The following is a 12,787-nucleotide window of genomic DNA, read 5'->3' on the forward strand; positions in this document are numbered from 1 at the left end:
ACAACGGCTCCCATTAAAGCAAAACAACATCATATTGCTCCTGGGTATATACCGCCTCTACCTGAAAGCGAATACTCGCGCCGATGAACTCCTCAAGATCAGCGACATTGGCCGACTCTTCGTCGAGTAGTCGATCAACTACCTCCTGAGACGCCAACACCAGCAAGCGCTTACTCTCATAGGCCCGTGACTCGCGCAAAATCTCCCTGAAAACTTCATAACACACGGTTTCAGGCGACTTAAGCGAACCCCTACCGTGACAATAGCGACAGGTCTCACAGAGAATGTGCTCAAGACTTTCGCGGGTACGTTTGCGGGTCATTTCTACTAAACCCAACTCAGAGACGCCCGTAATCGACGTTTTGGCGTAGTCCTTTTCCATTGCCCGCTCGAGTGCACGAAGCACTTGGCGGCGATGCTCAGGGTCTTTCATATCGATGAAATCGATAATAATAATGCCGCCGAGATTTCGCAGCCGCAGTTGGCGAGCCAACGCCGCCGCGGCCTCAAGATTAGTTTTAAATATGGTTTCTTCTAGATTGCGATGACCAACAAAAGCGCCGGTATTAATATCGATGGTACTCATGGCCTCGGTTTGATCGATAATCAAATAACCGCCGGACTTAAGCTCCACCTTGCGCCCAAGGGCTTTTTGAATTTCGTCCTCTACCCCATAGAGGTCAAATATAGGTCGCTCACCGGGATAATATTCAAGCTGCGAGCTGATCTCCGGCAGATAATCCTCGGCAAATTCGGCGACCCGTTGAAAACTCTCGCGGGAATCAATACGAATTTTTTCCAAGCCCGGCCGCACCAAATCGCGCATTGTGCGCATAAACAAGGGCAAGTCTTCATAGATTACGCTGGGCGCCGTATCGCGTTTCATGCGGCGCTCTACCGCCGCCCACAAGCGCTTTAAGAACTGGACATCGGCAAGCATTTCATCATCGCCCGCGCCCTCTGCCGCGGTACGCAAAATATAGCCATCGCGCAGGTCTTCGTCATCCACCCGCGCGGCTGCCTCAAGCATGTCGCGCAGGCGCTGGCGCTCGTCCTCATCGTCTATCCGATGGGAAACACCAATATGCGCAGCCCCAGGCATATAGACCAAGTAGCGGGAAGAGACCGACAAACGCGTCGTTAAGCGCGCGCCTTTGGTCCCCATAGGATCCTTACTCACTTGCACGGTGAGTAACTGACCTTCGCGAATTTTGCTGCGAATATCCGCATGCTCGCCGCTCTCAGTGTCTAAGCTGGCGATGTCTGAAGCGTGAATAAAACTTGTGCGCTCTAAACCAATATCAACAAATGCCGCCTGCATACCGGGCAACACCCGCACCACTTTCCCTTGGTAGATGTTGCCGACGATACCTCGCGAGCGACTGCGCTCGATGTACACTTCTTGCAGCACACCGTTTTCGACCACTGCCACCCGAGTTTCGACCGGTGTTACATTGATTAGAATTTCTTCACTCATTCCCTGGCTCTACGTCATTCCGGCTTTGTCCAGCAAAACCGCTGTTTCATATAATGGCAAACCCATTACACCAGAATAGCTACCACTCAAGTGCTTTACAAAGCGTCCCGCTGCGCCTTGTATGCCATAGGCACCCGCTTTGTCATCGGCGTCTCCGCTGTCGACATAGGTATCAATTTGCGCGGCGCTAAGTTCTGCGAACACGACCTCAGTCACGCTTAGATCCTGTTCAACGCCAGCGGCCGTGTGCACCGCAAGTGCCGTCATCACCTGATGAGAACGGCCACTCAAACCGCGTAGCATCACCTTAGCATGTTGACGACTTAAGGGCTTTCCCCAAATTTCGCCATCAACAATAACTGACGTATCTGCCGCTAACACAAGGCGATTTGGGAAAAGTTTAGCCACCGCCGCCGCTTTTTCACTCGCCATGCGCTGAACGTAGGCAAACGCCGCCTCTCCCTGCACGGGGGTCTCGTCAATATCGGCAGGGACTACCTGAAAGCTCACCCCTATTTGCGTGAGTAATTCAGCGCGGCGCGGTGATCCCGACGCAAGAATGATTCCAATGTTTGCCGTCAAAGCTAAAACACCACAAACAAACGCTGCCACCATGCCACTATTGGTCGCACAAATAGCCACAATAAGCCGGTCGTTAAGGCGGGAAGAAATACCAGCCAATGCGTGTGCGCAACACCATTTATATTTTGCGCCCACTGATCAACTAAAATATGGAAGAGTTCGAGTAGCAAAACAAAGGCGGCCTGCTTGCGCAAACTAAACATCCGCAAGCGCTGATAGGAGACTTGTATGATGTAAGCAACCACGGCGAAGGCAAAGGCGTTTTGCCCCAATACCCCACCCTGCAATACATCCAATAAAATGCCGCAAAGCCAGCAAACAATAACGCCGACCCGCTCGGGAAGCGCCAACAGCCAGTAAACTAATATAAGTAATAGCCAATCAGGTCTAGCCCAAGACAAATCAGGGCTAAGGGGGGTAATACTCAGTAGTAAAGCAATGAATATCGTGACGACGACAAACCACAAGCCATGCGCATGCGATTCCACGCGCTACTCCTCAGTCTTCTGCTCACTGAAAACCAGTAAGACGTTGCGACTGCGATCTAGCTGAGCCATGGGGCGGGCACGAACTTCAGCAAACGGTTTACCTGGGTCTATCGATACTCCAATCACCTCACCGACGGGATAGCCGCTGGGGAATCGACCACCAAGGCCCGAACTTACCAACATATCGCCAACTTGAATATCTGTGGTAGCGGCGACATGGGTCAAAGCCAACTCGTCAATCAACCCAGTGCCTTCTGCGATAGCTCGCAGGCCATTGCGGCTGACACGAACAGGCAGCGCATGAGCGCTGTCGGTAATAAGTAAAACACGGCTTTGAAGGACACCAACATCGGTGATTTGACCGAGCAAGCCATTGGCGTCGATCACCGGCTGACCAACAAAAGCGCCATCGCGACTGCCTTTATCAACAAGTAGCTGATGGCGATTAGGATCTGAGGCAACCGCGACAACCTCTGCCACCACAACCGTGTCATTCACTCGCTCGGCAGAATTCATCAGCTCGCGCAGACGGACGTTCTCGGCACGCAATTCGATATATTTCTGGAGTTTGGCATTTAGAATAAGGGATTCAGATCGCAGCCGCTCATTATCCGCTAGCAGCTCACTTCGGCTTTTCCAAGAATCGCCAAACTGACTGGCCATCCGACTGGGCACATCAACAATCCAGTAGAACGGCGCCGCAACGAGAGACAACTGGGTGCGTAGTGGCGCCATAAAATCGAGGCGCTGACCGATCAAAATCAGCACCAAGGCAAGACCACCCAAAATCAGCAGTCGACCGCCAACAGAGGATTCATTGCGAAATACCGGCTTAATTGCTGCTTCCTCCCACCTTGGGGCGAATCATTATTACTCAGCAGACAATATATCAAGATGATGGCGATCCATCATCTCTAAGGCTTTACCACCACCGCGGGCAACACAGGTTAAAGGGTCTTCAGCGATAATCACCGGCAGCGCACTCTCGTCGGCGATTAACTGATCGATGCCTCGCAACAAGGCGCCGCCACCAGTCAACACAATACCCGTTTCAGCAATGTCTGCCGCCAACTCTGGAGGAGACTGCTCAAGAGCGCGTTTAACACCCTGAATAATCACCTGCAAAGGCTCCTGCAAGGCTTCCAAAATCTCATCGCTGTTTAAAGTAAAGCGACGCGGTATACCCTCGGCGAGATTGCGACCACGCACATCAATCTCACGCAATTCGCTGCCAGGGTAGGCGCAGCCAATTTCTTGTTTGATACGCTCGGCAGTCGCATCACCAATTAAGCTGCCGTAGGTGCGACGTACATGAGTAACAATCGCCTCATCAAAGCGGTCACCACCAACACGAACCGAATCGGAATACACCACACCATTTAGGGAGATAATCGCTATTTCAGTGGTACCACCACCAATATCAACAACCATCGAGCCCGAGGCTTCGTCAACTCGCAGACCCGCACCAATCGCCGCGGCCATAGGTTCTTCAATTAACCGCACTTCGCGGGCACCCGCACTCAGCACGGATTCGCGAATCGCTCTGCGCTCAACTTGTGTACTCTTGCACGGCACGCTAACAAGGACACGAGGGCTAGGGCGAATAAAGCTATTTTGATGGACCAATTTAATAAAATGCTGGAGCATTTTTTCGGTCACTTGGAAGTCGGCAATAACACCGTCTTTCAAAGGGCGAATTGCTGTGATATTCCCAGGCGTACGCCCGAGCATCCGCTTGGCTTCCATACCCACGGCTTCGATTGTTTTTTGACCATTGTGTACGCGGATTGCCACTACCGAGGGTTCATCCAGAACGATCCCCTGACCACGCACATATATGAGAGTATTTGCCGTTCCAAGATCGATCGAAAGATCATTGGAGAACATGCCGCGAATTCGTTTAAACATGTGTATTTTTCACCTTATACAGCCCCGTTTTTGGGCAGGGACCAGGCTAATCGGACCGGGAGCGATTGCCGCCCGGCAACATCGCGAGGCCCTAAATTAAAAACTTTGCCACTCTATCAACGGCAGGGATTTAGGGCAAGGCGCAAATATGATAAGTTTAACGGTTTACCGGCAAGCTCATTGCATTTCCGACGCAATCCTCATTTTGCGCAGCGGAAATCTGTCTGTGTTGCCGTCAATCAATATGAAAAGGGTGAGCATGAGCTTAGACCAAAACGACATTGCCAAGCTGGCGCGACTAGCGCGTGTTAACGTCGCCGAATCAGACACCGCCGAACTCAGCCAACGTATTGGCGATATTCTAAATATGGTCGACGCCATGCAAGCGGTGGATACTACCAATGTAGTTCCAATGGCAAACCCACACGATGCCACCCAACGTCTGCGCGCCGACGAAGTAAATGAAGTCAACCAGCGCGAGCACTTTCAAAAAATCGCACCACAAACCGCCGACGGTTTGTATTTGGTACCTCAAGTTATTGAATAAAACGCTGCAGCTAATTGCAACAACGCACCATATTTACCGCCGCACCTATATTCGGCAGCCATAATGAGTAATCTAAACTATGCCCAATCATACGATTGCCGACATTCTTCGCGGACTGGAAGCAAAAACGTTTTCCAGCGAAGAAATTACCCAGCAGTACCTTAACGCCATTAATAAACACGACAGCAACTACAATAGCTTTATCACCGTGACCGCCGAACAGGCACTGGCACAAGCTCGCGCTGCCGATGCAGCCCGCCAAAATGGCTCCGCTGGCACTCTGTGTGGCGTGCCTATCGCCCATAAAGATATTTTCTGCACCGAGGGTGTTCGCACCAGCTGCGCGTCAAAAATGTTGGATAACTTCATCGCGCCGTACAACGCCACCGTCGTTGAGCGACTCGCCACTGCCGGCGTAGTCACCTTGGGCAAAACCAATCTTGACGAGTTCGCCATGGGTTCTTCAAACGAAACCAGCTTTTACGGCCCCGTTCGCAACCCGTGGAATACCGACTGCGTGCCCGGCGGCTCCTCTGGTGGTTCTGCGGCGGCTATCGCTGCCGGACTCACACCCGCAGCCACCGGCACCGACACTGGCGGCTCAATTCGCCAACCGGCGGCGCTTTGCGGCCTGACGGGCTTAAAACCCACCTACGGACGTGTTTCGCGTTATGGAATGATTGCCTTCGCATCCAGCCTCGACCAAGGCGGGCCAATGGCCAAAACCGCCGAAGACAATGCCTTGCTACTGCAGGCTATGGCGGGTTTTGACCACCGAGACAGCACCAGCATGGATCTGACCGTGCCCGACTACCGCGCCGGTCTAAACAAAGATCTCAGCGGGCTCAAAATCGGGGTGCCAAAAGAATATTTCAGTGAAGGCCTAGACCCAGAAATTGCGTCGGCGATAGAAGCGTCGCTGGATGAATATCGTAAAATGGGCGCAGAAATCAAATCTATTAGCCTGCCACACACTCATTTAGCGGTGCCTTGTTACTATATTATTGCACCCGCCGAAGCATCTGCTAATCTGTCACGTTTTGACGGCGTACGCTATGGATATCGCTGCGAAAACCCAAAAGATTTAGACGACCTCTATTGCCGCAGCCGCGCCGAAGGTTTTGGCGAGGAAGTGAAGCGCCGTATTTTGATCGGCACCTATGCTCTATCCTCCGGGTTTTACGATGCCTACTACCGCAAAGCCCAACAAATTCGCCGTTTAATTAAGCAAGATTTTGATGAAGCTTTTAAATCCGTAGACATTATCGCCGGCCCCACCACCCCAAACCCGGCGTTTGCCTTGGGTGAAAAAGTCAGCGACCCGCTCACCATGTACCTTGAAGATATTTACACCATCGCCGTTAACCTGGCGGGCCTACCCGCTATTTCATTGCCCGCCGGCTTTACCAAGGGCAAGCCTATTGGCCTGCAATTAATCGGCCGCGATTTTGACGAAATCACCCTGCTCGCCGCAGCGCATCAATACCAACAGCGCAGCGACTGGCACCAGCAAGCCGCTCCCGGCAGCGTATAAGGAAAGCGACTATGGAATGGGAAGTTGTAATTGGTCTGGAAATTCACGTCCAGCTCACCACCAAATCTAAGATTTTCTCTGGCTCCAGCACCGCCTTCGGCGCTGACGCCAACACCCAAGCTAGCGCGGTTGACTTGGCCATGCCCGGCACCTTGCCGGTGCTAAACGAACAGGCGGTAAAAAAGGCCATCTTATTTGGTCTAGCCATCAATGCTGACATTTGCCGCGACTCGGTGTTTGACCGCAAAAATTATTTCTATCCCGACTTACCCAAGGGCTACCAGACCACCCAGATGGACTTTCCCATCGTCGGTCCCGGTATCGTAGAAATCACCTTGAGCGACGGCAGCACCCGCCGTATTCGCGTGCACCACGCCCACCTAGAAGAAGACGCCGGCAAATCCCTGCACGAAGATTATCATGGTATGTCGGGTATCGACCTAAACCGCGCCGGCACACCACTGATCGAAATTGTCTCCGAGCCCGATATGCGCAGCGCCGAAGAGGCCGTCGCTTATTTGCGTAAGATCCACTCTATTGTGACTTACCTGGGTATATCCGACGGCGATATGTCGCAGGGCTCCTTACGCTGCGACGCCAATGTGTCAATTCGCCCCAAGGGCCAAGAGGAATACGGCACCCGAGCAGAGCTTAAAAACATTAACTCCTTCCGCTTTGTTGAACGCGCCATCAAAACCGAGGTGTTGCGCCAGATAGAACTGATTGAAGACGGCGGCAAGGTCAAACAAGAAACACGCCTTTACGACAGCGACAAAAACGAAACGCGGCCAATGCGCAGCAAAGAAGAAGCCAACGATTATCGCTACTTTCCCTGCCCAGACTTGCTGCCAGTTCATGTCGAGCAATCGGTAATCGATGAACTACTGGCCAGCATGCCGGAATTGCCCGATGCCAAACGTCAGCGTTTTGAAGAAGAGTTTGGCCTTTCTGCCTATGACGCAGGCTTGCTAACCGGCGAGCGCCCCGTTGCCGATTATTTCGAGGCCGTGGCAAGCAGTGCAGGCGATGCTAAACTCGCCGCTAACTGGGTCAACGGTGAATTGTCCGCCGCACTAAATCGCGAGAACCTCACGATAACCGCCAGCCCTGTCACTGCCGAACAATTGGGCGGTTTGATTCAGCGTATTCGCGACAATAGTATTTCCGGCAAAATCGCCAAGCAAGTTTTTGATGCGCTTTGGAATAAAGAGGGCGATAGCGCCGACGCCATCATCGACAGCAAGGGCTTAAAACAAGTATCAGACAGCGGCGCACTGGGGGCGATGGTTGACGAAGTGCTAGCCGCCAATCCCGAGCAAGTTGAGCAATTCCGCGGTGCCGATGAAGGCAAACGCAAGAAAATGCTGGGCTTTTTCGTCGGCCAAATTATGAAAGCATCCAAAGGCCAAGCCAACCCCGGCGTGATCAACTCTCTTTTAAATGAAAAACTCGGCGGCTAACACCGCCAGCAATTAAGGTAGCAAAAATCATTATGAAAAAAGACAAAGAAAAAGTACTCGACGAAGTCTGGACCGAATCACGGGTTCGCGAGTTTCTGGATTCAGAGCCCAAAGCCGGTACCAACAGAGACTTTCACGCCCTGCTAAAGGCCTACCAAAGCATGCGCGCGGATGACTTTGAACTGTTCATTGAAATGTTTTTGGAGACCGGCCGCGATCTAAACGCCACCGACAAGGGCGGTCGCACCGTGCTGAGTTACGCCAAAGAACACCGCAACTCAGGCGAGCATGTCGCCGCTTTAGAAAATAAGGGCGCGGTTTAACCACCGCCCTAAACCCAATCTCAAAACCCGCGACCGCGGGCTAAGCGGTCGCGGTTCTCCTGCTTTTTCTTTTCACTTTTCCGCAACATGATATACACCGCGCCCGCGCCACCATGCTGAGGCTGCGCACTGCAAAATCCCTGCACTTCTTCCATCTCAGGCAACCAACGGTTTACATAGGACTTAAGCACTGCTCCTGTGGACTCGCTGTGATGACCACGCCCGTGCACAATCATAATAGTGCGCAAATCTGCCTTCATCGCCTCGCGAATAAATTCAAAGACCTGCAGGCGCGCCTGCTCAACCGTCATTTTGTGCAAATCCAGCCGCGCCTCGATGGCATATTTACCCTGCTTTAGGCGACGAAATACCCCGTTCTGCACCCCTTCGCGCTTAAATTCCAGCACATAGTAAGGGTCCAGCAACTCAATTTCAGACGTCGACAAAAAGTTGCGGGCACTGCTTTGCGCTGTCGCTGCGGCGCGACGGGCGGCGATATTCACCGCGCCGCCATCATCTTTTCTGATAACAACCCGCCGCTCAATCTCGAGCGGTTTGACACCGGCCATCTCTTCAGCGAACAATCGATCATCGTCGTTCATATTCACCTCCTCCGATGTAAAGGATTCAACATGTCAAATAACGGCACCAGCCCTGCATCGAATTTTAACCCTGCGCTCTGCCCACTATGCGAACAGGCCAATCAATGCGCAGTCGCCGCCGGCGAAGATCCCTCAAGCTGCTGGTGTATGTACACCGTGATTAGCGAAAATGCCAAACGAACAGCCAATCAACAAGGCGACTCAAAGCGCTGCCTCTGCAAACAGTGCGGCCGCCCACTCGATAAATAGTTACTGGTAGGCCTCGGCCATTTTCTCATAGCGGGCGCACTCGGGAGTCTTTTCATCGCCACTATTTTCAAGCTCTTCACAGCTAAGCGTGGTCATCGAGTCCATACACGCGCTCGCCGCCCCATGCAGAGGATGCGTCGCTGCCACATTACTAACCTGCTGCTGAATAGCGACGCATGCGCCCTCTAAGCTCGCCATCACCATCGCCCGTACATCCGGCGTTAGATCAGCCTCACCGACGCTTTTCAGCGCGCAAGATTTCATTTTTTCGCACAGAACATTGTACGAATCACCAATGTCAGCAGCCTGTAAAGTCGCAGAAAGACCCATCATCAACACCGCGTACATTGCATAAACTGTTTTCATAAGACCCTTCCCTCAGTCAATATTCCTAAATTCTGGCTTGTTGCCGTTTTACCCACGCCACCAAACGCGATAACGTTGGCATAGTGATACGCTAGCGCCTTCCTTTCTGGCTAGCAATCCCACAATCGCAATTACTTTTTTATTGATACAGGCAAATCGGCTTATGAATATACGCCCGCTAAGCGGCCCAGATTATTTACTCCGCGGCTTCAAAATTATTCGCCAGCCGGGAATTCGCCTGTTTGTCGCCATCCCACTATTAATCAATATTGTCATCTTTGGCGCATTCACCACCCTGACATTGGACGCCATGTCGGGATGGATCAATCAAGTCATAGCGTGGCTGCCCAGCTGGCTGGACTTTTTGCGCTGGATTTTATGGCCGCTGGCAGTAATTTTAGTGCTAGCGATAGTCATGTATATATTCAGCACGGTGGCCAATATTATCGCGGCACCATTTAACGGTCTATTGGCAGAAAAAGTAGAGGAAATGCTAACCGGTCAAGAGGTGTCTGGCCGCGAAACCATTGCCATGGCCATTGCAAGCTTCCCGAAAAGTATTGGCCGCGAATGCCAGAAATTACTTTATTATCTCGGCTTTGCGATTCTCACCCTGATCGCCAGTTTTGTAATTTCGCCGCTGGCCCCCTTACTCTGGTTCGCCTTAAATTCCTGGATGATGGCTGTCGAGTATTGCGACTATCCCATGGACAATCACAAACTCAGTTTTAAAGATGCGCGCAAACGCATTGCCAGCCAGCGTGGCACCAGCGCGAGTTTTGGCGCGTTGGTCATGCTGGGCACAATGGTGCCAATTTTGAATTTATTTATTATGCCCGCCGCGGTCTGCGGTGGCACTTTGATGTGGGTAGAGCGCTTAAAAGATAAAGCGTAGGGCCGTGCCACTGCTTTTTTGCAAGCGAGGTGGAATTAGCCTCGCTATACATTACTGTTCCGGCGGTATTAAAACTTGCCACCATCTTTAAGCAAATGCTCTGGCGGCCGTTCGCAAGGCAACTTCATACCCAACTCAGCCTCTATGCCCGGCAGCAGAAAGGCATCGTCTTCGCAGGCAAAGCTTATCGAGGTACCTGTTGCTCCGGCGCGACCGGTGCGGCCAATACGATGCACGTAGTCGTCTGCATCTTCAGGTAGTGTGTAGTTAATAACATGACTCACGCCATTTACGTGAATACCGCGGCCAGCCACGTCAGTGGCTACCAGGCACTCAATTTCACCGTCTTTAAACTGCTGCAGGGTGCGCGAACGCTTATTCTGTGGAATTTCACCCGACAAAATACCGCAGCGAATCCCATTCTTCTGCATTTTCTCAAAGAGGCGACGAGTCTCATCACGGCGGTTTGCAAAGATAATCACACTGGTCGCACTTTCATGGCGAACAATATTCAGCAGTAATTTAAATTTATCCTGCGACTCAACCAAGTAGACTTTTTGATCAACCGTATCCGTCGCTACACTTTCGGGCTCGATTTCAATATTGATCGGCTCTTCCGTCCACTGCTCGGTCAGTCGAATAATATCGTCGGTGAAGGTCGCACTAAATAGCAATGTCTGACGATGGCTCTTCTTAGGACATGAACGCACGATGCGTTTCACCTGGGGAATAAACCCCATATCCAACATCCGGTCCGCTTCGTCGATAACCAGAATTTCAATTTGATCGAGATAAAGGTCTTTACGACCTTCAAAGTCCAGCAAGCGACCCGGCGTTGCCACCACGATATCAACCATGCCCGCTAGCTTATCTTGCTGCTTTTGGTAATCCATACCGCCGATAAGGGTGACCACGTTCAAGCCGCAATATTTACCAAGCTTGCGGGCGTCGTCGCCAATTTGCACAACCAGCTCTCGCGTAGGCGCAATCACCAGTGCACGAGGCTCACCGGCAAAACGCTCTTCTTCAATTGGGTTATTCAGTAGGTCGTTAAAAATGGTGATCAAAAAGGCAGCCGTTTTACCCGTGCCGGTTTGCGCCTTACCAATCACATCATTGCCACGAAGTGTATGCGGTAAGGACGCCGCCTGAATCGGCGAACAGTATTTAAACCCTGTGTCGGCAATGCCGTGCATTAAGGTCTCGTCGAGATCGAGGTCATGAAAACGGGTTTTACCCTCTTCAGGCGCCACCTCAAACTCTTTTACTGACCAGCTACTCTGCTCTTGGACGACAGCCTTATTTTGGGTTCGGCCCTTACGCTTATGACCATCGCCGTGCCGGTCTTTGACTTCTGGCTTCACTGATTTGGCAGCTCTTCCAGTATCGGCAGCAGCCGTGTTTTCGGGCGCTGACGGCGCGGATTTACCTGATCCAAACAACTTTTTTAACAAAATACATTCTTCTTACATTGCTCAATAATCAGCCATTCTATCATCATTCAACTGCTATCGTGCCAGCCTGCTTTTCCTGCAATTTATTAGGGACTGCTGAATCCACCTCACTCTGCTTCTCTGGCGCCACTTCTGGCAATTCTTCGCTCGGTGGCTCTGGTGACTCTTCCCGCGATGCGGCTGGCGCTTCCGCCGACGATGGCTTCACTTCGACAACCGGCTCAGATTTTTCCTCAACTCGCTTTGACCTAATATATTGCCTCGCATTGCGATCTAAATAATAGTCAAAACTTAGGTAACGCCCCCCACCGCTAAACAATAAGCTCAACAGCAATATGAAGTAGGTCGCCGCAAACTCAATACCGTTGTTTAAGATGACGAAATTGCCTTTCTCGCTTAGCCAATCATAGTGACCATAGTTAGCCAATATGCTGCTCGCGCGATCCAGGCGCTCGCCGACGGCAATGCTATTATCCATACTCTGCTGAGCCATCGGTATACCGATGTCGGCGAGTGGCTTTGCCGTACTCGTCAGTGGGTCGCTCGGCGCGATAGCAAACCAGCCGTTATCCCAATGCACCGAGAAAGCCGCCACCAACATAGCCACCATAAGTGGGATACTCACCCAGCGCACTGCCAAGCCTAACAGCAGCAAAAACCCGCCAAGCAACTCGGTGTACGTCACCAAATAGGTCATCACTTCCGGATAAGGTAATTTCAAACCTTGATCCAGCCACATCGCAGTTGCATCGAAATTCTGTAATTTGTACAAGCCCGCCGCGAGCATAATCGGCGCCAGGTAGAGGCGGATCAAAAAAGGGGCGACGAAATCGAGTTTTGCGAACAGTGTGAATACGCCGTCATGCAAAAAGTAATACGCCTTCAAAATATGTCTCATGGTG

Annotated in this window: 15 protein-coding genes; 6 read left to right on the plus strand and 9 right to left on the minus strand. The window is 51.8% G+C overall.

Going from position 1 to position 12,787, the window contains the following annotated elements; all coding sequences use genetic code 11:
* Positions 1-13 precede the first annotated feature (13 nt).
* The 5 genes from rng to KXJ70_RS05700 form a co-directional block, all read right to left on the minus strand.
* Entirely contained in the window at positions 14-1,477 is a 1,464-nt protein-coding gene (gene rng / locus KXJ70_RS05680; protein WP_219042465.1) for a ribonuclease G, read from the minus strand.
* A gap of 9 nt (positions 1,478-1,486) precedes the next feature.
* On the minus strand, positions 1,487-2,059 hold the full coding sequence (locus KXJ70_RS05685) for a Maf family protein (RefSeq protein WP_255558201.1): 573 nt from the start codon (positions 2,057-2,059) through the stop codon (positions 1,487-1,489).
* A gap of 2 nt (positions 2,060-2,061) precedes the next feature.
* Positions 2,062-2,547 carry a rod shape-determining protein MreD gene (gene mreD / locus KXJ70_RS05690; protein ID WP_219042467.1) on the minus strand — a complete coding sequence of 162 codons (486 nt, stop codon included), beginning with the start codon at positions 2,545-2,547 and terminating at the stop codon, positions 2,062-2,064.
* A 3-nt stretch (positions 2,548-2,550) separates the two neighbouring features.
* A complete protein-coding gene (gene mreC, locus KXJ70_RS05695; RefSeq protein ID WP_255558202.1) occupies positions 2,551-3,333 on the minus strand; it encodes a rod shape-determining protein MreC in 783 nt (260 codons plus the stop codon).
* An 84-nt stretch (positions 3,334-3,417) separates the two neighbouring features.
* Positions 3,418-4,455 (minus strand): rod shape-determining protein, encoded by a 1,038-nt coding sequence (locus KXJ70_RS05700; RefSeq protein ID WP_219042468.1) that lies wholly within the window; start codon positions 4,453-4,455, stop codon positions 3,418-3,420.
* A 148-nt stretch (positions 4,456-4,603) separates the two neighbouring features.
* Here KXJ70_RS05700 and gatC point away from each other — a divergent pair, with 148 nt between their 5' ends.
* From gatC to KXJ70_RS05720, 4 genes are all read left to right on the plus strand, one after another.
* Entirely contained in the window at positions 4,604-5,002 is a 399-nt protein-coding gene (gene gatC, locus KXJ70_RS05705) for an Asp-tRNA(Asn)/Glu-tRNA(Gln) amidotransferase subunit GatC (protein ID WP_369409750.1), read from the plus strand.
* A 79-nt stretch (positions 5,003-5,081) separates the two neighbouring features.
* The gene (gatA, locus tag KXJ70_RS05710) at positions 5,082-6,536 is read left to right on the plus strand and encodes an Asp-tRNA(Asn)/Glu-tRNA(Gln) amidotransferase subunit GatA (protein ID WP_219042469.1); all 1,455 of its coding nucleotides are present in this window, start codon (positions 5,082-5,084) and stop codon (positions 6,534-6,536) included.
* Positions 6,537-6,547: 11 nt separating this feature from the next.
* Positions 6,548-7,996 carry an Asp-tRNA(Asn)/Glu-tRNA(Gln) amidotransferase subunit GatB gene (gene gatB / locus KXJ70_RS05715; RefSeq protein WP_219042470.1) on the plus strand — a complete coding sequence of 483 codons (1,449 nt, stop codon included), beginning with the start codon at positions 6,548-6,550 and terminating at the stop codon, positions 7,994-7,996.
* 32 nt (positions 7,997-8,028) lie between these two features.
* Positions 8,029-8,319: a PA4642 family protein gene (locus tag KXJ70_RS05720; RefSeq protein WP_219042471.1), complete on the plus strand. Its 291-nt coding sequence runs from the start codon at positions 8,029-8,031 to the stop codon at positions 8,317-8,319.
* Positions 8,320-8,339: 20 nt separating this feature from the next.
* Here the strand turns inward: KXJ70_RS05720 and smrA are convergent, their stop codons facing one another.
* Positions 8,340-8,921, minus strand: coding sequence for a DNA endonuclease SmrA (gene smrA, locus KXJ70_RS05725; protein ID WP_219042472.1), 582 nt, complete (start codon positions 8,919-8,921; stop codon positions 8,340-8,342).
* A gap of 30 nt (positions 8,922-8,951) precedes the next feature.
* Here smrA and KXJ70_RS05730 point away from each other — a divergent pair, with 30 nt between their 5' ends.
* Complete coding sequence (locus tag KXJ70_RS05730) at positions 8,952-9,170, plus strand: cysteine-rich CWC family protein (RefSeq protein WP_219042473.1); 219 nt, start codon at positions 8,952-8,954, stop codon at positions 9,168-9,170.
* Here the strand turns inward: KXJ70_RS05730 and KXJ70_RS05735 are convergent, their stop codons facing one another.
* Positions 9,171-9,536, minus strand: coding sequence for a hypothetical protein (locus KXJ70_RS05735; RefSeq protein WP_219042474.1), 366 nt, complete (start codon positions 9,534-9,536; stop codon positions 9,171-9,173).
* Between the two features lie 163 nt (positions 9,537-9,699).
* Here KXJ70_RS05735 and cysZ point away from each other — a divergent pair, with 163 nt between their 5' ends.
* Positions 9,700-10,431 (plus strand): sulfate transporter CysZ, encoded by a 732-nt coding sequence (gene cysZ, locus KXJ70_RS05740; RefSeq protein WP_219042475.1) that lies wholly within the window; start codon positions 9,700-9,702, stop codon positions 10,429-10,431.
* A 68-nt stretch (positions 10,432-10,499) separates the two neighbouring features.
* On the opposite strand, the gene rhlB is transcribed toward cysZ, so the two are convergent.
* Both rhlB and KXJ70_RS05750 read right to left on the minus strand, forming a co-directional pair.
* Positions 10,500-11,885 carry an ATP-dependent RNA helicase RhlB gene (gene rhlB / locus KXJ70_RS05745; protein ID WP_255558203.1) on the minus strand — a complete coding sequence of 462 codons (1,386 nt, stop codon included), beginning with the start codon at positions 11,883-11,885 and terminating at the stop codon, positions 10,500-10,502.
* A gap of 43 nt (positions 11,886-11,928) precedes the next feature.
* Complete coding sequence (locus tag KXJ70_RS05750) at positions 11,929-12,783, minus strand: HvfX family Cu-binding RiPP maturation protein (RefSeq protein WP_219042476.1); 855 nt, start codon at positions 12,781-12,783, stop codon at positions 11,929-11,931.
* Positions 12,784-12,787 lie beyond the last annotated feature (4 nt).

The sequence above is a fragment of the Zhongshania aquimaris genome (assembly GCF_019312595.1).
Classification (GTDB): domain Bacteria; phylum Pseudomonadota; class Gammaproteobacteria; order Pseudomonadales; family Spongiibacteraceae; genus Spongiibacter; species Spongiibacter aquimaris.